Origin of the sequence: Dehalobacter sp. CP, from assembly GCF_047652685.1 — a bacterium.
In the GTDB taxonomy this organism is placed as follows: Bacteria; Bacillota; Desulfitobacteriia; order Desulfitobacteriales; family Syntrophobotulaceae; genus Dehalobacter.
Map to the genome: position 1 here is coordinate 377,453 of NZ_CP157399.1, position 19,825 is coordinate 397,277.

Below are 19,825 nucleotides of genomic sequence, written 5' to 3' on the forward strand. Positions count from 1 at the left end.
CAAACAGATTCAGACGTGAGCTACATTAAATCAGGCTCATCCACTCCAAGAAGATCGCAAAGAGCATTGTTAACCATTATCCTAAAATCATCATCAGATATGTTGTTAGCTTGAGCATATTCGAAGACATCATCGACAGTGCTGACGAATTTTTGTGCTAAACGAGCATTCTCCCTTTTCATCTTCGGAAAATGCTCAATAACATAGCCTGAATAATCCATTTCGAAGAGATATCTTGATATCTTTCCGTCAGCAAAATCAGAGATAAAATCTATCATAAACGCCGTATGTTTTCCAACCTTCATCAGTCTTCCTCCCACGCATATTTTTCCGGACTTCCGTTACCGGGCTGCGGGGTGAATACTTTCTCCGGCAAGGCTGCACTACCAGGTAAAAAGTCTTTAATTTCAGATATGTAACCCGCTCTTCCTAAGTTAGGGGCATTTGTAAAAATCCATGTTAAATATTCAAATGGATTCAAGCCATTTTCTCTCGCACTCACAATTAGGCTGTAATAAATCGCACTGGCCCTGGCGCCGTTTGGTGTGTTAGTAAAGATCCAGTTCTTTCGACCGATTACAAAAGGTTTAATACTACGTTCCGCACGGTTGTTTGAAATTTCAAGACGTCCGTCCAGCAGGTATCTCTTAAGATATTTTTGTTGGGACTTGGCATAATGTACCGCCTTACCAAGAAGTGTGTTAGGCAAAGCAGCAAGCCCATTGATCCAATTGTAAAAGTCATCAAATACAGGCTTTGACAAGCGTTTGCGCTCTTGAAGGCGTTTATACGGGGTAAGGGAAGCAAACTGTTTTTCAAGGTGGAACAGCTTGTCACAATAGGTAACCCCTTTTGCCGCACTGGATTCCGGTTGTTTCTCCTTGGGCAGGGTTTTAAAGGCATCGAAAAACTTCCGCCTAAGATGTGCCAGGCAGCCCACAACGATTATGTTTTCAGGAAGCTTATGATAACCTTCGTATCCATCTGTATGAAGGTAACCTGTAAAATCTTTTAAGAATTTTCCAGGATGGGTATGTTTTCTGTCAACTTGATAGTCATAAATTACAATCTGGTGTTTTGTATCTCCGCTGGTGCGGTACAGCCACATGTAACTCTTTGACTGCGCCGTCTTTCCCGGTTCTTTCAACACCTGCAGCGTGGTTTCATCTGCGTGGAGCACTTCATGCTCACATAATCTAAGCTTCATCTCTTCATATATCGGTTCCAGCCAGTCCTCACTGGCTTTGATCATCCAGTTTGACATCGTCTGCCGGGAAAGCAGGATGCCGTTTTGTTTCCACTCCTGCTCCTGTCGGTATAGTGGGGATGCCATCATGAATTTCTGTACCGCTATATGGGCAATTGTCTCGGGGGAAGCAAATCCGCCTTTGATGACAGGTTCCGGCATATCTGCTTTTATGATAGGAACATGCTCGGCAGTTCCTTCACAATTACGGCAGGCGTAAATATGCCGTACGTGCCGTACAATGATTGCTTTGGCAGGAATGACTTTGAGTTCTTCGCGAGTTTCCCTGCCCATTGTATGTAACTGACTGCTGCAATTCGGACAAATACACTCTTCTGCCGGAAGCTCGTGTTCAATTACCTCAACAGGTAAATCCTTCGGCAATTTGTCAGTTGTAAGGCGTGTCCGTTTACGATAATGCGCTTTTACCTCGGCAAGCTTCGGTTCCGGCTTGCTTATATCGGCGCTTGATTCGGCCTCGTTGAATATGAGCATCTGAATACCGTCTGTCTTTTCACTTGATGCGCCAAATTGTTTATGCTTAGCAAGGCGGATCTGTGACATAAACCACTGTACTTGTTGCTCTAATTCAGCAATTTTGCGGTCCTTTTCTTCAATTATTCCAAGCAGTTGTTCTGCTGAAGTTTCTTGCGTTTTCATAAGAAAATTATACCATAAAAACCGCAAAAAAGCTAGATTTCATGCGGTTCTAAACGCTGTTTCGAGATAAATATTTCAAGAGATTTGCCGCTCGAAAACTTCTTCTCGTTTCAGCTTTTTCTCCAGTTTCGCACCTTCAATAAGATAAGATAATTCTTTGGTTTCAAGAACCATGGTGGCAGTGTCTCCCTTTGCCGGCCAGCGAAAATGTCCGCGCTCCAGACGTTTGAAATACAACCAGAATCCGTCGCCGTCCCATTCCAGGATTTTTATTCTGTTCCGATGCCGGTTGCAGAATACAAACAATGCTTCTGAAAACGGATCGATGGAAAAGTTGTCTTTAACCAGCGCCATGAGTCCGTTGATTGATTTCCTCATATCGGTATGCCCGCAGCATAGGTACACGGGTTTGTCACTCCATCTCATTACAGCACCCTCAATATGCGGCAGACTTTTTTCAGAAGTTCAGGATCCGTCTCCGCATCCACGGTGACGTGACAGCCACCGACTTCAATATCCAGCGTTGATTTTATTTCTTGACCTTGGGAAAGTTGCATCCACCCTTCCGGGACACAGCTTACGATGGTTTCTTCTTTCCGTTTTGAAAGTTCCATACATGCAACCTTTCGTAACTGTCGCTGCCAATAAAAGTATGCATGCTTACTTATTCCTTTCTCCTGGCAGAAATCCTTAATGCTCTGTCCGCTGCATTGCCGGTCCTGTATCACCTGCATCCACTGTGATAGTCGGTACTCTGTTGTGACTTTTTGTATATTCATACAACCACTCCGCTTTGGTTGAAAAAGTGTGCAAACTTTTTCAACTTTTTCAACCATATTTATTGTGATTGTACTATCTTCAAGGCTACAATTCTATGTGATGGTGTCTTTGACGCTTACGTTCATTGTATCACCTATTACTTTTTGAACTTGTTCAATTCATATTGAACAGCATATTGAACTGATTTTTGAAAATCTTCAAACTCCTTAACTGTAAGTATAATGGCTTCCTGACCTTCCTTTGTGATTTCACAATATGGAAGGGTTTCATTATTTGCTGCTTCTTTTGCTAATATTTCAGCTTCTTCTGGATTAAATGAGAGTGAAGCTGTTATTATTGGTTTAACCAAGAAACCTAATGAAGCAAGAAAATCATTAAAACATTCAATAGTGTGAACTTCTTCTGACATTCTATCTACATCCAGAGTTAAATCAAAAATAGAAATTCCTAAAGTTTTTGATATAGCTGTTAAAATATTTGGGCTTACGTTTTGAGAATCTCTCTTTGTAATAGAATAGAGCGAATTAAGCGGAATACCACTTTTTATTGATAATTCTTTAATTGACATTTTGTTTTCAGATAGTATTCTTTTTAAATTATTACCGATTGCCATAGTAATCACCTCATATATAGATTAACTTTAAAATAGGGCATTTGCAATAAAAATTTTGCAAATGCCCTAAAATATTACAAAAATATATATACAACGCACTAATTAGTGCGTATAATTGTATTTGGATGGTGCGAATGAACTAAAATAAATTGGGGGGAGTGAGAAAAGGAAATATGAAATTAAGTATTCCTAAGATGCAGTTAGCAATGGCTAATTCTTGTATGAGTATGGGGGAATTAGCTGTAAAATCAGGAGTTACCGAAACATCAATTCGGCGAATCAAAAATTGTCAAATGCAACCAAGACCAAAGACTATTGGAAAAATAGCAAAAGCATTAAATATCAAAGTCGAAGATTTAATTGATGTGGGTGATGCAGAATGATGAATATGACAGTCACAGTCGAGAATCCACCAAAAACACCAACACAGCTTGCAAGTCAATTTGCATTGGGAGTATATGGACTTTCTTTAACAGATTTTGCAAAGAAAATTATTAAGGAATTACAAGAGGAACAAACTGCTGAAGGGTGCTGATGTTCTTTCATCCTTGCTTTTTAAAAAGTTCAAAGGGGGTTCAATAAAATTGAACAAAGAAGACAAAGAATCTATTGAAGAAAAGACAGCTTCAATTTTGTTACAACAATATGTCCATTTGACTGATCGGTATGAAGAATCGATTTTGGAAAAACTGTCTGCTAAGAAAAAATCAATTTATATCATTGTAAGTATGCTAGATAGTCTTGATTTTCATGGACATTCAACTAAAGTCATTTATGAAGCGTATTACCATCTTTGTCAGCAGAATAATGTGCAAAATGTATTTCCAAAGGAAGAATTTTCGAAATTTATATGTAAATGGTTCACTTATGAAGTTGTTGACCTTAAAAGGAAAGGTAAAAAACATCGTGTATTTAAAAAAGTTCAAGATGAAGGGTAAAAGTTCAAGATGGGTTCAAGATTAAGGTTCAAGATGAAATGCAGTGATATCAAGGAGGTTCAAGATGGTTCAAGATAAAAACAAAGTTCTTTCTATATACTAAAAAAATAATAACAAAATTTTTATATATTCTTTAAAAATAAGAATATAAGAAGAAATACCTTGAACCATCTTGAACCGATAGGCTGAAACCCAGGCACATCAACGCTTTGAATCGGTTCAAGATAAAATTCATCTTGAACCGCATCTTGAACCTGAAAAGTTAAGAAATCCAGCAAATATGTGGGTTTGCAGCGGTTCAAGATTAAGATAGTTTAAATCATAATGATAATTAAATGGAGGAATGTAAGATGTTTATTATTTTTAATCATGAAAAGTTGGAAGAAAGAATCAATGCAATGTTCGATAACATAGAAGCCTTCGGAAAATTTATGGGAATGAGCAAACAAAGAATCAATTCCAGGTTGAAAAGTGCAACAGAATTCACACAATCGGAAATTGAAAAGGCTGCTGAACTGTTGAACATTCAACCTGAAGAAATTCAAACATATTTCTTTGATGTTGAAGTATGCAGGTCATAAGGAAAGTCACTAAATAATACTTCGGACAAGCATATTTTTAGAAAGATGGTGTGAACGATGGGAAGCTTGTCTTTAAAACAAGTTGAAGCAGTTGAACAGGTTAACTTCAATCATATCTTTGGGTATGAATGGAGTGAAAGAAGGTTTCATTTAACATTTTATTTTGACAGCAGGACAAGATTTGATGGATATATTCCAATTGTCAAACCCATTGGTAAAGAGAATGATATTTATTATATTTGTTGTCCGCATTGTGGAAGGTTTGAAACCGCTTCTGAAGCTGAAATTATTAAAGGTAATATGATTATGTCAAAATGCTCAAAGGGTGGCTTTAAACCAAGCAGAATCATTGTAAAACATTCTAAGAGAAGCAACGGTGTTCATATTGAAAAGGTAAAGCAATTTGGATATTTGATTGACCTGGAAGGATGGGGTGAATGATGTCAAATGTTGTTCCTATTAAAAAGTTGAAAGAAGTTGTTGGTGAAGTTGCCTTTGATGAATTGGTTAAACAGCTTCCAGGAACAAATGTATATATTCCAAAGAACTTCAATGAAGAATACCATGACAGGAAGAAACGGAACAAGTATATAAGGGCAGATTATATTGCTGGAATGGAAATACCTGACTTGATGGAGAAGTATTCATTGAGCAAAGCTACAATTTACAAAATCATAGAAAACCGATAAGACACTAAATATAGTGTCTTATTTTTTAGAAACATACTAAATGTAGTGTTATATTGATGAAAAGAACGTCACAAATTGGTAAAATTAACATAAGGCAAAGTATGTTTTCAAGGGGGTGAAATCAATGGATGCAAAGACGAATGATCGAAAAGATTATTTCAAGAATTATCGTGAAGAAAACAAAGAAAAGCTTAACAAATACCAACGTGAATGGCGTTCTGAACATCCTGAAAAAGTTAAGGAATATCAAGAACGGTACTGGTTAAACAAGTTACAGCTTTCCTGTGTGGGGGTGTGATGATGCCAGCATTAGTTGATTTCATTGAAAAGCTTCCTGCAAATAATCAAATTGCATTTGGTCAGATGCTAAATGTCTTATCTGAAGATGATGCTGGATTCATTGAAGATTACTTAATAATAGGTTCGAATCTCCCAGGAAATATCATCAATAAAATCAATCAAGCATTTATAAAGGCTGGCTTCCCTCAATTCAATTGGGATAATTGTCAGATGGATACAAGCAATATGTGCTTTGATAGCTGGTTTGATGAAATTGAATAAAAGAAAGGAAATAAAAAAGAATGGCAAGATATTATGAAGTTGAAATTCCAGAATCAGTGGTCACAGAGTTTGGAGAATTCAAGTATTACAAAGAAGCTAAGAAGCTTCAGGTTTCATTGCCTAAATGGAAAAGTCTTGATGATGAAATTCATCATGGTAAGACGGTCACCCTTGATATGAATGATTTCAAAGGTAATGAAGAACTGAAAACTTTGTTGAACATGGTGCTTGCTGAAATTGGATAGTGGCAAATAGTGGCATATGCGATGCCCTAAAAAGGGGAAAACCTTACAAAACCTGACATCAAAAATTATATAGATGAAAGGCAGGTGTTGAATTTATGGCAAAGTTAACAAAGAAGCAGCAAAAGTTTGTTGAAGAATATCTGATTGACCTGAATGCAACACAGGCTGCAATTCGGGCGGGTTATTCAGTTCAAACTGCAAATGAACAAGGCAGTCAAAACTTAGCAAAACTTAGTATTCAGAATCAAATTGCAAAAACAATGGCTGAACGGTCAAAAAGAACAGGAATCAATCAGGATAGGGTTGTTATTGAACTAGCAAAGGTTGCTTTTTCAAATATAAGTGATTATTTGAAGGTTCAAAATAACCAGGTTGAAGTGTTTGATACTGCCAGCATACCCGCTGATGCAGTCTCAGCCATTGCTGAAATAAAACAAAACCCAACTGGTGTATCAATTAAGCTTTATGACAAGCTGAAGGCATTAGAACTGCTTGGAAGGCACTTGGGAATATTCAAAGATAAGGTTGAAATTACAGCTAATATAAATAATCCTTTTGAGGGGCTTTCCACTGAAGAATTGAAAGTTATTATTCAAAAATTATAAATATGAAAGGTTGGTACAATCATGAAAAAAACAGAAATTAAAAGCAAAGTTCAAAGCCTAATGAATTCTTACAATGAAGTAAAGAAGGATGTCATCACCCAAATTACTAACTGGCAAAAGGACACTGTTTATTCTGTTGAACACAAGAATGAAAGAATTAAAGAACTTCAGAATGAAGCTGCACAGTATGATTCAGTATTCAATAAAAAGCTGGCAGATATTATCACTGAAGAAAAGAAAACAATCATTGATGAACCAAAAGAAACACCTGCTGATTATCAAGTTAGAATCAGCAATGCTTTGAAGTTGCTTGAACTTGCTGGTAACAAGCTGACTGATGACCAGGCTTATAGTATTATGAAGCCTTTCCAAGGTGATTATGAAACAATGGCTTTGTTCCATGCAGTTGTTACTGGACTTACAGAAGGTAACGGTGTTTATGGTACTTTCAATAAGACCTTTGAAAAGACAAACGATTTCATGGTACTTATAAACAGTTTTGAACTTGCTGAAAAAGCAGCAAAGAATCTGTTCAATTTCACTGATAGTAGCTTTCAGGCTGGTATTAAAATCAATCTATTTATGGGCAGTGTCAGTGAAATCGAAAAGCTTGTAAATAGATTTGAAGCAGCTTAAAAAAGAGAAAGGATGTGTAAAATTATGAAATATCGGGATGATGAAAGTCAAAATACAGTGAATGGTACTTATGTTGGGGTTAGAATAGGTTCACCCATGCAGGATGCAGCAGACCCAACAAATGATGGCTATGACGATATAAGAGCAACAGAGCATATTGGAACAGTTCTTCAGGATAGTAAAGGGACTAACCCAACTCCATTGGTACTTGCAATTGAAATAACAACTGAACCAACAAAGCTTCAGTATACAGTTGGTGAATCTCTTGACCTTACAGGAATTGTTGTAAATGCTTCTTTTAGTGGTGGAACAACAGAAAATATTGAAGTTACTCCCGAAAATGTGACTGGTTTTGATAGTTCTGCATCATCGTCATCACAAACATTGACAGTCACAGTCGATGAAGGTTCTGATACCTTTGATATTGTGATTGTTGAAGCATAAAAGAAAGGAATGGTGAATTTTAATGACAAAGATATTTGCACCAAATAAACAATATAATGGAGCTTCTGGTGGTATTCAGTTTTCAAATGGGGTTGCTGAATGTTCCAACCCCCATTTGATTGATTGGTTTAAGTCAAGGGGTTATGTTGTTGAAGAAGATGAAAGTGTTATAAGGGCAAAATACATTGAATTTGTGGATTCTCTTTGCACATATATTGAACAAATGAATGATACAACCGAATATAGAAATAAATTGCTTAATTCCTCAGAACAAGATATGAGAATATTTCTTTATCACCTAGAAGATGCTCAAAATAATAAGTCTGTTAAATATTTGATTGATAGCATTGCCAAGAATATATAATATGCAATTCAAGGCTGCTTCCCTGGTGCTTATCTGGGCAGCAGCCTTTTTCAAGGGGGATGATGTCTTATTGATGCAGAAATGTTGGCTTATATAAAAAGGGAAGCTGCTACAGATTTGATGATACTTTTGAAACAGCATGGACTTTTGAAACCAATCAAAGATAGTGCTTTTCAAAAAGTGGAAAAACTACTTTACCAGTATAACCAATTCAAGAAAGCTATTGAAGTGAAACAGGAACAGATTCAAGACATAAGAGATGAAGGATTGCCAGAAAGAAGTAAAAGCATTGTCATTTTCTCTGGTAACCATAACTCTGAAACATCAACCAATATTGAAAGAGCAGAAGTAATAATTGAAAAAATAGAATCTTCAATTGAAAAAATTGAAAGTTATATATATTTCATAGACAAAGCACTTGAAAAAATCAGCATGGATGAATATTTTGAACTGATTGAATTGAAGTATTTTGAAGATAAGACTATGGAATATATTGCTGAATATTTTGATGTTGATGTTAAAACAATCCGCAATAATAAAAAACGATTGATAAATAGTTTGAAAGTATACCTTTTCCCTGATGAAACTTTCATTGAACTAATTGGATAAAGAGGTGAACAACGTGAATAAAAACATTGAAGTAATCAACAACCGCTTATGGGCTGTAAAGTTCAGTTTCCTTCAGTTCATATCTGAAATTGATTATAAACCTGATTCAAAGATGGTCTATGAAGAACCTGCACATATAGTCAATGATGGAATACTGCTTTTGAATAAAGATTGTCCAGGGTTTGAAATTTTAAAAGATTATTTTCCTCGAATAATGATAAAAAAGGATAAACAACTTAAAAAGGAATTAACCAATGCGAAACATATCAAAAACAAAACACATTGGGATAATTTATATCATGGCATGATTCAAGTTGAAGCTGAACGGAGGGAAAAAGAAAGGAAGGTGAAACTTTGTGGCTACAATAAGAACTACACTTCAATTATGTGATGGCATGTCACCAGTTTTAAGAAGCATAACCAGAGTAATGAATACCACAATATCAAGCTTTGAAGCAATTCAGAGTGCTTCACATAATGCAATTGATACCAACAGCATTCAAGCTGCCAGGGCAGAATTGAACAGGGCAGAAATATCCTTGAACCAAATGGAACAGGAAATAAGGCAAGCTGACCAGGCACAGCAGCAGTTTAATAATGATATGCGGAGTGGTCAAGGTGCATCAGGTGGGTTATTAAGTAAATTAAAAGGTCTAGCAGCAACAGTTGGGCTTGCATTTGGACTGAATAAAATTATTGACCTATCAGATTCAATGACTTCCACAACAGCAAGACTTAATTTGATGAATGATGGACTTCAGACCACAGCAGAACTTCAAGATGAAATATTTAAAGCAGCGCAACGGTCAAGGTCAGTGTATATGGATACGGCTGCTGCTGTTTCAAAACTTGGAATTCTTGCCAAAGATGCCTTTTCTAGCAATGATGAAATGATTGCTTTTACTGAACTGATGAATAAGAACTTCGTGATTGGCGGTTCAAGCATCCAGGAACAAACTTCTGCAATGTATCAGCTTACACAGGCAATGGCTGCTGGTAAATTACAGGGGGATGAATTCAGAAGCATCATGGAAAATGCCCCATTATTGGCACAGGCAATTGCAAAATACACAGGTAAATCAATGGGTGATTTGCGACAAATGTCTGCGGATGGTGAAATTACTGCTAACATAATTAAGAATGCAATGTTTTCAGCAGCGGATGAAACCAATGCCAAGTTTGCTAAAATACCAATGACCTTTGCCCAGGTTGGAACAGTCATTGGAAACACCTTGCTTCAAACTTTTGAACCAGTTATTCAAGGCATCGGTCAAGGGGCACAGTGGATATATGATAATTGGTCAACCCTTGAACCAATCTTTTGGGGGTTAGCTGCTGCGGTTGGTGCTTATGCTGCCATGACAGGGGTTCAAACGGCTGCAACCTGGCTTGCTGTTGCTGCCAACAGGACATTGATTGCAGAAATGCTTGCTAATCCTTTCTTGTGGATTGCTTTATTGATTGGGGTTGTGATTGGGGCAATTTATAAATGGGTTCAAGCAGTTGGTGGAATTTCAAATGCTTGGGTGATTGCCAAAAACACAATTTTGAACATTGTGGGTGATTTGAAAGTTGGTGTTTTGAACTTACTTCAAAGCATGATAAATACTGCCATAGGCAACATCAATGAATTCATCAATCTATTAAATAAGATACCAGGGGTACACATTAGTACAATTCAAACTGTTACCTTTGGAACAAATGCACAGATTGAAAACCAAGCAGCCAAAACAGCAAGACAAGCTGAAATAAATGCAGTAAAAGTACAGGCAGCAGCTAGTAAAGCGGATAATGGTTTATTTGATTTTGATAGTTTATTAGGCAATGTTGCAAATACTGCTGGAAATACAGCAAAAATGGCTGATTCTATGGAATTCAGTGAAGAAGAACTAAAATATCTTCGTGACCTGGCAGAACAAGAAGTGGTAAACCGCTTCACAACTGCTGAAATCAGTGTGAATCTTGGTGGGGTTGTAAACAACGTCAGTTCGGAAATGGATTTGGATGGTGTTGTGACTTATATCGAAGATAGGCTTTATGAAACAATGCAAGTGGCAGCGGAAGGGGTGCATGAGTAATGCCGTATATCATTTAAAGTAGGTTAAGGAATCTAATTCCAATAAGTTCTAATAAGAAGTCCACTGAGTTTTACACTTGCGTGAATACTCAGTGGACTTCTTATTAACGTTTTAATCAATGGAAAATAATGTTGATTTTTTAAAGTTTTTAGGCTTATACTTGTATTCAGGGCATTTTTTCCAAAGAAATAGAAAGTAAAATGGTGTAATACCGGAGTATGCAATAATTATAAAGTAAATAAGAAAAGGAGGAAGAATTTTTATGCAAAGTATTATTGTAAAAAAACTTCATTTCTCAAGCGAAACCAAAGACCTTTTATCTAGCCAAATTGGAAATTTTGAATTTTCTCCAGAGACTGGTGAGGGTATTCGTGTTGTCTCTCAAAATACTGAATACATAAATTGTCATTATCTAATAGAAAAAATATATAGCCAAGATACATACAATTTTGAAATTGATGGATTTGAAAAAATAGAATATAAGAGGATTGAGCTTGTTCCTTTTTTCATTGATCTTGAGCACGACACATTAGACATTATTGGAAATAAGCAAAAAGCGACAAAGGTAATTGAATTTTTAGGGAAGGTAACAAAATACAAGATAGCAATTTCCGATACACAGATTAATCTTTTGAAGTTGGTAGAATGTTGTAGAACCAATAACATTGTTTTCGTTGTGTCAAAGGTTAAAATTGCAGATTACACTTTCTTCGATAATATTATTGGTGACTGTGTGCTAAATCTTTCTGATTATCCAAAAACATTAGATGTATTAAAGAAATTTGAAAAACAAATTGTTAATGTTTCCATCAGCATTACAACAGATGAGAGTTATTTTGTAACTTTCTATAAAAGCGGTTCTATTTCTATATACAAAGATATTGAAAGTATTGATATCGATTTTTTGCGTTTGATAAAGCAAGGAATATAGAAAGAGGGGAAAATAATGCCAGAAGATCAAAATGCAAATGGTGAGCATTGGACTAAGGAAAGCGTTTCTATTCTGAAACAATTAGGTTGGACACAAAAAGGTTCCACCAATTTTGATGTTGAATGTACTCATCATGTGAAAGAACGTAAAGGGCATAAACATGGTGTAGATTCTTTTTTTCAATATTATGACCCTTACTATCAAACAGAACAAGGGGTTCTTGTTGAATCAAAGAATTGGCAATTTAATAGTATTACGACAGCAAACATAAAAAAATGGATTCAACAAATTACTGATTGCATGGAATGTATGCAAGTTTCTCCAACTATTCAAGATTTATCACAAGCACCGATACAAAATGCAGTTTTGATGTGCTGGGCGAATGATGAGTATGCCCATAGCACATTTATAGAGCGTTTAAACAAAGTAGGAATAGGAAGCAAGAAATATCCATGTAATATATTTGTTGCATCAAATTACGAGATATTAAGATGGTGTTCTTTAATCAACTCAGTTAACAGCATAAAAAGGGATGCCAAAGCTTTTAATTTTATATACCCTAATGTTCCTACTTTAGGGACAAGCCTAATTAAAGCAGAACATCTAACGTTAACACATTTATATTCAAAATATATTTTTGCGGAAGTTAAGCAAGAAGTAGGAAACTATCATGGTGGTAACGATGTGATTGATAAACTTGTGGTATTTTGTTATGAACCGGTATCAAGCTTATCGTTAGATTTTCTATATGACTTAATCAGAAGATTAAATTTCCAATCTTATCCAGTATATGAAATATATTTAAACGAAAAAGAAACCAGTATACGGCAAATAGTAGCTGATTTTAAGACACGAATAAATACACAAATTAAAGGTGATATAAAAAATCCTTCTACAATTGAAGTTAAATATTTGGACATGTTTGATGGATTAAATAATGTTCCAGATGGAATTATTCATTTTGGGGAGGTATGACAATGATAACCAATTATCCAGAGAAAGCATCACTTAAAGAAGTTCTTTCATCTAGCCTATCAATAACCGCATTAAAAACAATATGCAAGAATAATGGAGTATTTATTTTATCATCTGATAAAGATATTGTTATACGTGATGCTCACTTGTTTTATTGGGGATTTAATGATATAAATTGTATTTCAAATTATATGGAAGATGAAAAAAATTATAAAAAATCTTTTCGCTTAAAGTTATTATTTGATTCTTCCAATATAGAAGCGGATACCGAAGAAAATACAGAAATAGATGCTTTTGATGAGTTCTATTCTAAGTTGTCAACTTATAGAAATACAATGGCTTCCCTTGAAAATATCAGATTTGAGAGCTTTAATATAGTTTTAAATGGAGATGAAAAAACATTAATTGGTGAGATATCATATAAAAAAAGGAAGCCCGGTAAAGTTGAGTTACTATCAGAAACAACGCAAAAGTTTAGCTTTCAGGCAAAAAAGGCTTTAGATACAGAAATTGATATTGATTTTATTTTTAATGACCGAGGGGATATAGCTATTGCAAAGAAAATCATAAACACTGCAATAGCTACATCCGATAATTTTGGAACACCTACCCAAATATCCTTAAAAGGACTAGCTGTACCTGAACGAGTTGAATTGTTTGATAGATTTTTCACGTACACTTTTCAAGATTGGAGAATTGATTCAATTCAAAATATAAAGATAAGTGATACTGAGGAAATCCTAGATGAAGGAGAAGATGAGGAATTAGAAGGAAGTATTCTAAATGGAATAAAATCAGCATTGCTTTCTGGAACAGGGCTTCGTAGCAATCCGATTGTTATACAAGCAGTTGATAGAGGATATTTTTTTCCAAAAGCCACTATAATGTTTGAACATAGAAGGGAAGCTCAAAAAATTTTAGTTGATATTACATTTAATTCAGATGACTTGTTGCTTGAAATCGTTATGGTTGCAACATATGAAATAGAGGATGGTCGTCCATATAAGCATCCAATGTTTGTTGATGGGCAAAAAATAATATTAGAAGAGTTTCAAGATATTATTCAAGAAATATATAATCAAATTCGAGTAGAACGTACAGTGGAAGCAGGGTAAATTATTTAGACTTTACTTCTGTTATCCGCTCAGTATTGTATGCAAAAATTATCTGATAAGGATAGATATGAGGTATAATAAGTAAGGTGATTATAAGACATATTATGCTTTTTGGAAGTTAATTTTTAAAAATTTTGAAGGTGAATAATATGATTGGTACAGCACCAAATTGTTTAAAGTGTATAAAGTATCATTCCAATGATTATGAACAATTTTCTTGTGACCAATATCCTGAAGGAATTCCTGAAGAAATTGTTGATAATCAGAAAAAATGTGAATATGAAGAACTTGAAAAATAATTTTCAAAATATTATGAGATTATTAGTAGTCATAGGAGAAAATGTAATGACCAAAGATGAATTCATAAATAAGGCAAAAGAACTTGGTTATTCAGATGAAACCATTTCTGAAGTTGTTAAAATCCATGATGAAGCTGAAAAAGATGGGATAAATATTCCATGGGAAAGTGATTTAATTGAATTACCTGTATTTACTTTCAATATGATAAAAGCACTTGCGGAGAACGCAGGTGCTTTAGAAATATATAGTGGTACAAATTCCCTAAACCCTAATTTTGAAGCCTTACAGGGCAAATATGAAGGCGGTTTCGGATTGGATATATGATAAAAATAAGGAAAGGTCACACATGAATATTGAAATCAAACTGGACGAAAAAAAAATTGCGGAAGAAATTATCGCTGATTTAAAAAGGCATGATATTTTTGGAAAAAATCAAGATGTCACCATAATTTATAATGCTGAATCAACTAATATCCTTTATACAGTTTCAGAGGTCGCTAAATTGATAAAATGTAATACTTCTTATGTTTATGAACTCATTAAAGCAGGACTATTGCCAGCTTTAAAGCTTGGTTCATTAAAAGTGACACATTTTGCTTTACTTGAATTTCTTAAGAAACATGATGGATATGACTTAACTAACCCATTTGAAATAAAATCTATTGAACAGTATAAAGATTGATTAAGCAACAAGTAATTTACGAACACCTTTGACATAATAGAATGGTATCGTAAACAAGACATATTGCGTACCCCCGCAACCAAAGAATATGAGACTTTAAGCCAAAAGCTTAAAGTTTTTTTATTTGTCTGACACACATGATTTTCGGCGTTGACACACATATCGATAACTAGTACAACGTTCTTGAAATATGAAGGAAGGCTCGGTCTAACTGCGTCCGGCTGGCGCGCCAAGCGCAGCTGGCGCCAGCCGGAAGGCGAAATCGTCTCTCTCATTTTCTCTGCACAGTCAATTTGATAGGAGAACTTGAATATCGTGTCACAAATTATAAAAAGCCGGTCTTTCATTCTATCTATTGGTATGCTAGTATATAAAACAGGGAGCTGGTAAAAATGGACAAACTCGATCAGATATTAGACAAGCTCAATTTGATGGAAAAAGCCTTACGTGCCGAAAACAAGACACTAAGTGACCAGGTCGGCACCTTAAGTGACAAAGTTGAAAAGATTGCGGAAAAGCAAGACATGACCTGGCAGGCCGTCCAGGAACTGAGGGAAGAACTAACCAACAACAGCTTAAAAATTAAAATCATAGACAATAAGGTAAAGGCTTTATAAGCCTTTTTTCTTTCCGAAATTCCAGTAGATAAAATTTATAAGACAAGTTGGAAAGTGCAAGGATTTTATTCAGGATTTATCAATTAATCCCCCGGTATTTGTTATGCCAGGAGAGAATCAAGCGGGATTGGGGTCTTTTACAAAAAGGGCACGGCTGCACTCAAATCCGTCCATATCCGGCATAACAATATCCATAGTTACGATATCGGGTTTGCACCGGTCATATATTTCGATTAAGCTGTCGTAGGAATCGGCTTCACCGACGACTTCCAAGCCGCTGTCGCGAAGTATTTCCACAATGAATGTTCTTGAAAAAAGAGAGTCGTCAACGACCATTACTTTTATTGCACCCACTTTTTCGGACTTACCCCCATTCAATGCCAGTACCAAGGTACTAGTCAGTATGCACTCTAAATTATAGCAAGTAATTTTTGGGATTGCTATCACAAATGGGTTTATTAATAACAATTTTAAGACAGAGTGCTGTTGCACATGCGGCTTCTTTAGCCTTTTTTCTTTTGCTAGTATATAACTGCATGCAAACAATATACGAATAAGTGAAAGGAGTTGTTTCGTTTGGAGTGGAGTAACCTCACAAAAGCACTAGGTGAATTAGATGAACAAAAGGTGGATGACCTCTTAAATGAGTTTCTCGCAGCGAATCCTACAGAGGAGGAAGCCAAGATTGCTGTGGCCGCTTGCCAGGCGGGAATGGGTACCGTTGGAGATTTATTTGAAAAGGGAGAGTATTTTGTAGGCGATCTAATATTTGCAGGTGAATTATTGACGGCAACCATGGATCGTTTGAAGACTGTACTTGATTCAGGTTCTTCGGAGAAGACGGGTAAAATTGTACTTGGAACAGTATTTGGAGATTTGCACGATATAGGCAAAAATATTTTTAGGAGTATGGCTGAAGCCGCCGGTTTCGAAGTGTATGATCTTGGCATTGATCAGCCCGTAAGCGCCTTTGTTGAAAAGGTAAGAGAAGTAAAACCAGATATTGTGGGTATGAGCGGAGTACTGACGCCAGCCTTGACTTCCATGAAAGATACTGTGGATGGATTAAAAGCGGCAGGGTTAAGGGACCAAGTAAAAATAATCATCGGAGGAAATCCGGTATCAGAATCTTCCTGCAAAATGATTGGAGCAGACGCCTTTACCGATAATGCTGCTGTAGGGGTAAATATTTGTAAAGGGTGGGTAAAATAAAATGAATAGTGCTGAACTGTTTAGAGAAAGAGTCAAAATTGGTAAGGAAACTATTCGAAAAGAGAAAAGGCCTTCCAGAGTATTAGTATTTGGTACCATGGTAAGCTGGTTTATTTTTGATCAGGGCTATAAACTCAGTGAAGCATATTCGGATGATTTTTCCGTTCTGGAAAAAATTTCAGATCAAGCTCAGGCGAGATATAATTTCGATGGTTATACTTTTCCGGTAATCCCCAACTCACAGCCTTTACAAAAAACCCTGGGTGTTAACAACTACATTATTAACGACAAAAGTGAAAGCTATAACAGGATTGATGTCGATTATATGGACTTTGAAGACTACGATGTCCTCATAGAAGATCCGGCTAAGTTTTTTTGGAGTAAATATGCTAAGAGAAAATTTCCAATCCTTGAAAGCCAAGACGGACAACAAATCTTTATGAAATCCCTTCACGATTTTCAAAACTTCTTTCAATATAACCAAAACGTTGAGAGAAACTTGATCGAGAAGCACGGCGTACCGATGAATTCTTCTCCTGCTGCGATGGGATTAGGGGGCTATTGGCCATTACATGAAGTATTGATGCACGGATTGCGCGGCATCAAGGGTGTTTCCACCGACATGAGAAAGGATCCGGTCAAGGTAAAAGCGGCTTGCGACAGATATCAGGAAGTCATTCTTGAACCGATGCTTCAACAGTATAAAGCAACTGCCAGTAAAGGAACTGACGAAAATTGTTACTTTGATATCAAAACGGGTATGTTATCCTATAGCGTTCTGAACCCGAAACAGTTTGAAATGGTGTACTGGCCTAGCTTTAAGAGGCTCATTGATGTTGCGGTGGAAATGGACAAACTCGTTTATATCTTTTCCGAAGCCGGCACGAAGAGATTGTGGGATTTCTTCCGCGAGATACCTAAAGGAAGAATTGCGCTTTATTGTGAAATGGATGATATTTTTGAAATGAAAAAAGCGCTTCCGAACGTAACCCTCATGGGAGGCATGCCTTTGGAGTTACTGGGAAATGGTACCCCCGAACAATGTGTCGATTATGCCAAGAAATTGGTCGATGAATTAGGCTATGACGGCGGGTATATCTTTGGGACCAACAAACAGGGTCAGTTTAGAAAAGACGCTAAACGGGAGAATTTAGAAGCTGTTATTAAGTTTGTCCAAGAATATAAATAAGGAGGTGTAAAGGATGGTCGATTTCTCTTACCCGGAAGGATTCGAGAAAATGCTGAGTCAGCTCAATTTTTTGCCGGATAATTATGAAGTCAGAAAAGGTTTTCTGATGCAATATCTTACTTTTACGTGTTCTTTCATTTAAGCCGCATTTCATCAAAGAATAGCTGCTGCAAGTGATAATTGTTGTGTAATAGACAAAATACTGGTCATAGAAAACCCCCAAAAAACTGGCATCATTTGAATTGTCCCAATTTTTTGAATACCATTTTTGGGGGTTTCCAATTTTTTGTGATTAAGGATCCCCAAGAGTCTATCCCCGCGCTATTGCATATTGGAACAACAGAGCAATTTATCAATCATTTGTAAATACCTAATTTAACAAAGAGGAACATATGGATATGAATGAAACTGCTAATCTAAAACCCAGCTCATACCGTTGGATCATACTTACTGTAACTGTTTTAAATCTGATGGTTCTAGAATTAGGAATTTTCCAAATAGCCGGATTGGCCAATCGGCTGATACCTGCATTACACATTACGACTAGTCAACTTGCTATGTTATTAACAGCATTCATGTTATGCAGTGCTATCGTGAGTATTCCTTCCGGTGCTTTAGCAGACCGGTTTGGAGTAAAAAATGTGGTAATCGCTTCGTTGATATTCAGCCTACTGGGCACCTATGGGCGTATGAGCGCCAATAGTTTCGCTATTGCCTTTATTTGGATGTTTTTAATGGGCTTTCCTGTTGCCTTTGTAAAATCAAATCTTTCTAAATTGTATGGTGCTTGGTTTCCTGCAAAGGAAATAGGTATGGCCATGGGATTAAGTGTCGCGTCCATGTCCTTGGGCATGACTATCGCTATAGCGACTTCACCGCTTTTCCCCTCCGTCCAAAGTGCGTTTCTCTTTTCAGCAATTGCCGTCACAGTTTGCGCAGTATTATGGATACTGTTGATCAAAGACAAGCCCGCAGGGGCACCTGATTACCCTTCACAACCGGTCATAAAATATTTGGGTGTGGCAGCTAAAAGCAAATTTATTTGGATTGGTGCAATAGCGATGGCTGTTGGCATGGGAACGTTTACTGCTCAAAACGGATTCTTAACGAATGCATTTATCCAGATGAAACATGCCGTACCGGCTCAAGCCGGTTTGATTGCCTCTACTTTGACATTCGCTTCTATTATTGGAGGAATACTTGGGCCGACGATTTCTTCCAGAGTTGGATTAACCAAACCTTTCATAGTTTTAGGTCCCATTCTGGCCGGAGTATGTGCTTACCTTAGTTGGGTAGTTCCGTTTGGATCGATTACTGCGGTAATGCTCATAATAACCGGTCTTCTGCTAGGTTCGACTATTCCGCTGATTATGACTCTGCCAATAATGCTTCCTGAAGTCGGGCCTACGTATGCAGGGAGTGCAGGCGGCATTATGAGTACCGTCCAAATGATAGGCGGCTTTATCATACCCGCGTTCGTGATTGCGCCGCTGGCAGGAACAGATGGAACTAAATTTATCCTGATTGTTGCTATCATTTATGTGATTTTTGGCCTTGTAACAATGTTTTTACCCGAGTTGGGAACAAAGGGAAAACTCGCTGCTTCAAGAAAGTCAATGCATCTTTAAAAACAAATATACTGTGATAACAAATAAATAACATAACGTGCAGGTAGTATCGGATGAACAATAAACCGTTTCATTCTATACTACCTCAAATCTTTATCTGATATGATTACCTGTACCATTTTAATCG

General features: G+C 36.4%; 34 protein-coding genes. 27 read left to right on the forward strand and 7 right to left on the reverse strand.

Features of this window, described 5'->3' with window-relative positions; all coding sequences use genetic code 11:
• Window positions 1-20: 20 nt before the first annotated feature.
• The 5 genes from AAH944_RS01835 to AAH944_RS01855 all read right to left on the reverse strand — a co-directional run bounded on the left by AAH944_RS01835 (window position 21) and on the right by AAH944_RS01855 (window position 3,299).
• Complete coding sequence (locus AAH944_RS01835) at window positions 21-305, reverse strand: hypothetical protein (RefSeq protein WP_068884324.1); 285 nt, start codon at window positions 303-305, stop codon at window positions 21-23.
• Window positions 305-1,906: an IS66 family transposase gene (gene tnpC, locus AAH944_RS01840; RefSeq protein ID WP_353852839.1), complete on the reverse strand. Its 1,602-nt coding sequence runs from the start codon at window positions 1,904-1,906 to the stop codon at window positions 305-307. Before tnpC ends, AAH944_RS01835 begins: the two co-directional genes overlap by 1 nt.
• A gap of 75 nt (window positions 1,907-1,981) precedes the next feature.
• Window positions 1,982-2,332 (reverse strand): IS66 family insertion sequence element accessory protein TnpB, encoded by a 351-nt coding sequence (tnpB, locus tag AAH944_RS01845; protein ID WP_415535039.1) that lies wholly within the window; start codon window positions 2,330-2,332, stop codon window positions 1,982-1,984.
• On the reverse strand, window positions 2,332-2,685 hold the full coding sequence (gene tnpA, locus AAH944_RS01850) for an IS66 family insertion sequence element accessory protein TnpA (RefSeq protein WP_415535038.1): 354 nt from the start codon (window positions 2,683-2,685) through the stop codon (window positions 2,332-2,334). Before tnpA ends, tnpB begins: the two co-directional genes overlap by 1 nt.
• A gap of 137 nt (window positions 2,686-2,822) precedes the next feature.
• Window positions 2,823-3,299, reverse strand: a complete 477-nt coding sequence (locus tag AAH944_RS01855; protein ID WP_415536017.1) for a helix-turn-helix domain-containing protein — start codon at window positions 3,297-3,299, stop codon at window positions 2,823-2,825.
• Window positions 3,300-3,457: 158 nt separating this feature from the next.
• Between AAH944_RS01855 and AAH944_RS01860 the strand changes: the two genes are divergently transcribed.
• From AAH944_RS01860 to AAH944_RS01970, 23 genes are all read left to right on the forward strand, one after another.
• Window positions 3,458-3,682: a helix-turn-helix domain-containing protein gene (locus AAH944_RS01860; RefSeq protein ID WP_415536019.1), complete on the forward strand. Its 225-nt coding sequence runs from the start codon at window positions 3,458-3,460 to the stop codon at window positions 3,680-3,682.
• Window positions 3,679-3,834, forward strand: a complete 156-nt coding sequence (locus AAH944_RS01865) for a hypothetical protein (RefSeq protein ID WP_415536021.1) — start codon at window positions 3,679-3,681, stop codon at window positions 3,832-3,834. Before AAH944_RS01860 ends, AAH944_RS01865 begins: the two co-directional genes overlap by 4 nt.
• A 49-nt stretch (window positions 3,835-3,883) precedes the next feature.
• Window positions 3,884-4,237 (forward strand): hypothetical protein, encoded by a 354-nt coding sequence (locus AAH944_RS01870; RefSeq protein WP_415536022.1) that lies wholly within the window; start codon window positions 3,884-3,886, stop codon window positions 4,235-4,237.
• A 350-nt stretch (window positions 4,238-4,587) separates the two neighbouring features.
• Entirely contained in the window at window positions 4,588-4,818 is a 231-nt protein-coding gene (locus AAH944_RS01875) for a DUF739 family protein (RefSeq protein WP_415536024.1), read from the forward strand.
• Between the two features lie 57 nt (window positions 4,819-4,875).
• A complete protein-coding gene (locus AAH944_RS01880) occupies window positions 4,876-5,259 on the forward strand; it encodes a hypothetical protein (RefSeq protein WP_415536026.1) in 384 nt (127 codons plus the stop codon).
• A complete protein-coding gene (locus AAH944_RS01885) occupies window positions 5,259-5,507 on the forward strand; it encodes a Mor transcription activator family protein (RefSeq protein ID WP_415536028.1) in 249 nt (82 codons plus the stop codon). Before AAH944_RS01880 ends, AAH944_RS01885 begins: the two co-directional genes overlap by 1 nt.
• A gap of 124 nt (window positions 5,508-5,631) precedes the next feature.
• On the forward strand, window positions 5,632-5,805 hold the full coding sequence (locus AAH944_RS01890; RefSeq protein ID WP_415536030.1) for a hypothetical protein: 174 nt from the start codon (window positions 5,632-5,634) through the stop codon (window positions 5,803-5,805).
• Between the two features lie 2 nt (window positions 5,806-5,807).
• On the forward strand, window positions 5,808-6,068 hold the full coding sequence (locus AAH944_RS01895; RefSeq protein WP_415536032.1) for a hypothetical protein: 261 nt from the start codon (window positions 5,808-5,810) through the stop codon (window positions 6,066-6,068).
• A gap of 20 nt (window positions 6,069-6,088) precedes the next feature.
• A complete protein-coding gene (locus tag AAH944_RS01900) occupies window positions 6,089-6,313 on the forward strand; it encodes a hypothetical protein (RefSeq protein WP_415536034.1) in 225 nt (74 codons plus the stop codon).
• 95 nt (window positions 6,314-6,408) lie between these two features.
• On the forward strand, window positions 6,409-6,918 hold the full coding sequence (locus AAH944_RS01905; protein ID WP_415536035.1) for a terminase small subunit: 510 nt from the start codon (window positions 6,409-6,411) through the stop codon (window positions 6,916-6,918).
• Window positions 6,919-6,939: 21 nt separating this feature from the next.
• Window positions 6,940-7,554 carry a hypothetical protein gene (locus tag AAH944_RS01910; protein WP_415536037.1) on the forward strand — a complete coding sequence of 205 codons (615 nt, stop codon included), beginning with the start codon at window positions 6,940-6,942 and terminating at the stop codon, window positions 7,552-7,554.
• 24 nt (window positions 7,555-7,578) lie between these two features.
• Window positions 7,579-7,998, forward strand: coding sequence for a bacterial Ig-like domain-containing protein (locus tag AAH944_RS01915; RefSeq protein ID WP_415536039.1), 420 nt, complete (start codon window positions 7,579-7,581; stop codon window positions 7,996-7,998).
• 22 nt (window positions 7,999-8,020) lie between these two features.
• A complete protein-coding gene (locus AAH944_RS01920; RefSeq protein ID WP_415536041.1) occupies window positions 8,021-8,362 on the forward strand; it encodes a hypothetical protein in 342 nt (113 codons plus the stop codon).
• 84 nt (window positions 8,363-8,446) lie between these two features.
• A complete protein-coding gene (locus tag AAH944_RS01925; protein ID WP_415536042.1) occupies window positions 8,447-8,971 on the forward strand; it encodes a hypothetical protein in 525 nt (174 codons plus the stop codon).
• A 13-nt stretch (window positions 8,972-8,984) separates the two neighbouring features.
• Window positions 8,985-9,362, forward strand: a complete 378-nt coding sequence (locus AAH944_RS01930) for a hypothetical protein (protein WP_415536044.1) — start codon at window positions 8,985-8,987, stop codon at window positions 9,360-9,362.
• Complete coding sequence (locus AAH944_RS01935; protein WP_415536046.1) at window positions 9,328-11,049, forward strand: tape measure protein; 1,722 nt, start codon at window positions 9,328-9,330, stop codon at window positions 11,047-11,049. Before AAH944_RS01930 ends, AAH944_RS01935 begins: the two co-directional genes overlap by 35 nt.
• 262 nt (window positions 11,050-11,311) lie before the next feature.
• On the forward strand, window positions 11,312-11,980 hold the full coding sequence (locus AAH944_RS01940; protein WP_415536048.1) for a hypothetical protein: 669 nt from the start codon (window positions 11,312-11,314) through the stop codon (window positions 11,978-11,980).
• Between the two features lie 15 nt (window positions 11,981-11,995).
• Window positions 11,996-12,955 (forward strand): hypothetical protein, encoded by a 960-nt coding sequence (locus tag AAH944_RS01945; RefSeq protein ID WP_415536050.1) that lies wholly within the window; start codon window positions 11,996-11,998, stop codon window positions 12,953-12,955.
• A gap of 2 nt (window positions 12,956-12,957) precedes the next feature.
• Complete coding sequence (locus tag AAH944_RS01950; RefSeq protein ID WP_415536052.1) at window positions 12,958-14,070, forward strand: hypothetical protein; 1,113 nt, start codon at window positions 12,958-12,960, stop codon at window positions 14,068-14,070.
• Between the two features lie 134 nt (window positions 14,071-14,204).
• Window positions 14,205-14,369, forward strand: a complete 165-nt coding sequence (locus tag AAH944_RS01955) for a hypothetical protein (protein WP_415536053.1) — start codon at window positions 14,205-14,207, stop codon at window positions 14,367-14,369.
• The gene (locus AAH944_RS01960) at window positions 14,350-14,694 is read left to right on the forward strand and encodes a hypothetical protein (protein WP_415536055.1); all 345 of its coding nucleotides are present in this window, start codon (window positions 14,350-14,352) and stop codon (window positions 14,692-14,694) included. Before AAH944_RS01955 ends, AAH944_RS01960 begins: the two co-directional genes overlap by 20 nt.
• A 22-nt stretch (window positions 14,695-14,716) precedes the next feature.
• A complete protein-coding gene (locus AAH944_RS01965; protein WP_415536057.1) occupies window positions 14,717-15,052 on the forward strand; it encodes a helix-turn-helix domain-containing protein in 336 nt (111 codons plus the stop codon).
• 392 nt (window positions 15,053-15,444) lie between these two features.
• Window positions 15,445-15,669: a hypothetical protein gene (locus AAH944_RS01970; RefSeq protein ID WP_415536059.1), complete on the forward strand. Its 225-nt coding sequence runs from the start codon at window positions 15,445-15,447 to the stop codon at window positions 15,667-15,669.
• A gap of 117 nt (window positions 15,670-15,786) precedes the next feature.
• On the opposite strand, the gene AAH944_RS01975 is transcribed toward AAH944_RS01970, so the two are convergent.
• Window positions 15,787-16,023 (reverse strand): response regulator, encoded by a 237-nt coding sequence (locus AAH944_RS01975; RefSeq protein ID WP_415536061.1) that lies wholly within the window; start codon window positions 16,021-16,023, stop codon window positions 15,787-15,789.
• Window positions 16,024-16,245: 222 nt separating this feature from the next.
• Between AAH944_RS01975 and AAH944_RS01980 the strand changes: the two genes are divergently transcribed.
• From AAH944_RS01980 to AAH944_RS01990, 3 genes are read left to right on the forward strand one after another with little or no spacing between them, the layout of a single operon-like run.
• Window positions 16,246-16,881, forward strand: coding sequence for a B12-binding domain-containing protein (locus AAH944_RS01980; protein ID WP_415536062.1), 636 nt, complete (start codon window positions 16,246-16,248; stop codon window positions 16,879-16,881).
• A 1-nt stretch (window position 16,882) separates the two neighbouring features.
• Window positions 16,883-18,070 (forward strand): uroporphyrinogen decarboxylase family protein, encoded by a 1,188-nt coding sequence (locus tag AAH944_RS01985; protein ID WP_415536064.1) that lies wholly within the window; start codon window positions 16,883-16,885, stop codon window positions 18,068-18,070.
• Between the two features lie 13 nt (window positions 18,071-18,083).
• Window positions 18,084-18,212: a hypothetical protein gene (locus AAH944_RS01990; protein WP_415536066.1), complete on the forward strand. Its 129-nt coding sequence runs from the start codon at window positions 18,084-18,086 to the stop codon at window positions 18,210-18,212.
• An 11-nt stretch (window positions 18,213-18,223) separates the two neighbouring features.
• Here the strand turns inward: AAH944_RS01990 and AAH944_RS01995 are convergent, their stop codons facing one another.
• A complete protein-coding gene (locus AAH944_RS01995; protein ID WP_415536068.1) occupies window positions 18,224-18,352 on the reverse strand; it encodes a hypothetical protein in 129 nt (42 codons plus the stop codon).
• Between the two features lie 110 nt (window positions 18,353-18,462).
• Here AAH944_RS01995 and AAH944_RS02000 point away from each other — a divergent pair, with 110 nt between their 5' ends.
• A complete protein-coding gene (locus AAH944_RS02000) occupies window positions 18,463-19,698 on the forward strand; it encodes an MFS transporter (RefSeq protein ID WP_415536070.1) in 1,236 nt (411 codons plus the stop codon).
• The last annotated feature ends 127 nt before the right edge of the window (window positions 19,699-19,825 follow it).

Excerpts from the sequence above, each read along its gene's own strand:
- AAH944_RS01890 (WP_415536030.1), top strand. The coding sequence starts at position 5,632 with ATGGATGCAAAGACGAATGATCGAAAAGATTATTTCAAGAATTATCGT.
- AAH944_RS01920 (WP_415536041.1), top strand. The coding sequence starts at position 8,021 with ATGACAAAGATATTTGCACCAAATAAACAATATAATGGAGCTTCTGGT.
- AAH944_RS01950 (WP_415536052.1), top strand. The coding sequence starts at position 12,958 with ATGATAACCAATTATCCAGAGAAAGCATCACTTAAAGAAGTTCTTTCA.
- AAH944_RS01835 (WP_068884324.1), bottom strand. The coding sequence starts at position 305 with ATGAAGGTTGGAAAACATACGGCGTTTATGATAGATTTTATCTCTGAT.
- AAH944_RS01915 (WP_415536039.1), top strand. The coding sequence starts at position 7,579 with ATGAAATATCGGGATGATGAAAGTCAAAATACAGTGAATGGTACTTAT.
- tnpA (WP_415535038.1), bottom strand. The coding sequence starts at position 2,685 with ATGAATATACAAAAAGTCACAACAGAGTACCGACTATCACAGTGGATG.
- AAH944_RS01880 (WP_415536026.1), top strand. The coding sequence starts at position 4,876 with ATGGGAAGCTTGTCTTTAAAACAAGTTGAAGCAGTTGAACAGGTTAAC.
- AAH944_RS01965 (WP_415536057.1), top strand. The coding sequence starts at position 14,717 with ATGAATATTGAAATCAAACTGGACGAAAAAAAAATTGCGGAAGAAATT.
- AAH944_RS01960 (WP_415536055.1), top strand. The coding sequence starts at position 14,350 with ATGAAGAACTTGAAAAATAATTTTCAAAATATTATGAGATTATTAGTA.
- AAH944_RS01895 (WP_415536032.1), top strand. The coding sequence starts at position 5,808 with ATGCCAGCATTAGTTGATTTCATTGAAAAGCTTCCTGCAAATAATCAA.
- AAH944_RS01970 (WP_415536059.1), top strand. The coding sequence starts at position 15,445 with ATGGACAAACTCGATCAGATATTAGACAAGCTCAATTTGATGGAAAAA.
- tnpC (WP_353852839.1), bottom strand. The coding sequence starts at position 1,906 with ATGAAAACGCAAGAAACTTCAGCAGAACAACTGCTTGGAATAATTGAA.
- AAH944_RS01985 (WP_415536064.1), top strand. The coding sequence starts at position 16,883 with ATGAATAGTGCTGAACTGTTTAGAGAAAGAGTCAAAATTGGTAAGGAA.
- AAH944_RS01885 (WP_415536028.1), top strand. The coding sequence starts at position 5,259 with ATGTCAAATGTTGTTCCTATTAAAAAGTTGAAAGAAGTTGTTGGTGAA.
- AAH944_RS01905 (WP_415536035.1), top strand. The coding sequence starts at position 6,409 with ATGGCAAAGTTAACAAAGAAGCAGCAAAAGTTTGTTGAAGAATATCTG.
- AAH944_RS01900 (WP_415536034.1), top strand. The coding sequence starts at position 6,089 with ATGGCAAGATATTATGAAGTTGAAATTCCAGAATCAGTGGTCACAGAG.
- AAH944_RS01910 (WP_415536037.1), top strand. The coding sequence starts at position 6,940 with ATGAAAAAAACAGAAATTAAAAGCAAAGTTCAAAGCCTAATGAATTCT.
- AAH944_RS02000 (WP_415536070.1), top strand. The coding sequence starts at position 18,463 with ATGGATATGAATGAAACTGCTAATCTAAAACCCAGCTCATACCGTTGG.
- AAH944_RS01865 (WP_415536021.1), top strand. The coding sequence starts at position 3,679 with ATGATGAATATGACAGTCACAGTCGAGAATCCACCAAAAACACCAACA.
- AAH944_RS01940 (WP_415536048.1), top strand. The coding sequence starts at position 11,312 with ATGCAAAGTATTATTGTAAAAAAACTTCATTTCTCAAGCGAAACCAAA.
- AAH944_RS01875 (WP_415536024.1), top strand. The coding sequence starts at position 4,588 with ATGTTTATTATTTTTAATCATGAAAAGTTGGAAGAAAGAATCAATGCA.
- AAH944_RS01855 (WP_415536017.1), bottom strand. The coding sequence starts at position 3,299 with ATGGCAATCGGTAATAATTTAAAAAGAATACTATCTGAAAACAAAATG.
- tnpB (WP_415535039.1), bottom strand. The coding sequence starts at position 2,332 with ATGAGATGGAGTGACAAACCCGTGTACCTATGCTGCGGGCATACCGAT.
- AAH944_RS01945 (WP_415536050.1), top strand. The coding sequence starts at position 11,996 with ATGCCAGAAGATCAAAATGCAAATGGTGAGCATTGGACTAAGGAAAGC.
- AAH944_RS01990 (WP_415536066.1), top strand. The coding sequence starts at position 18,084 with ATGGTCGATTTCTCTTACCCGGAAGGATTCGAGAAAATGCTGAGTCAG.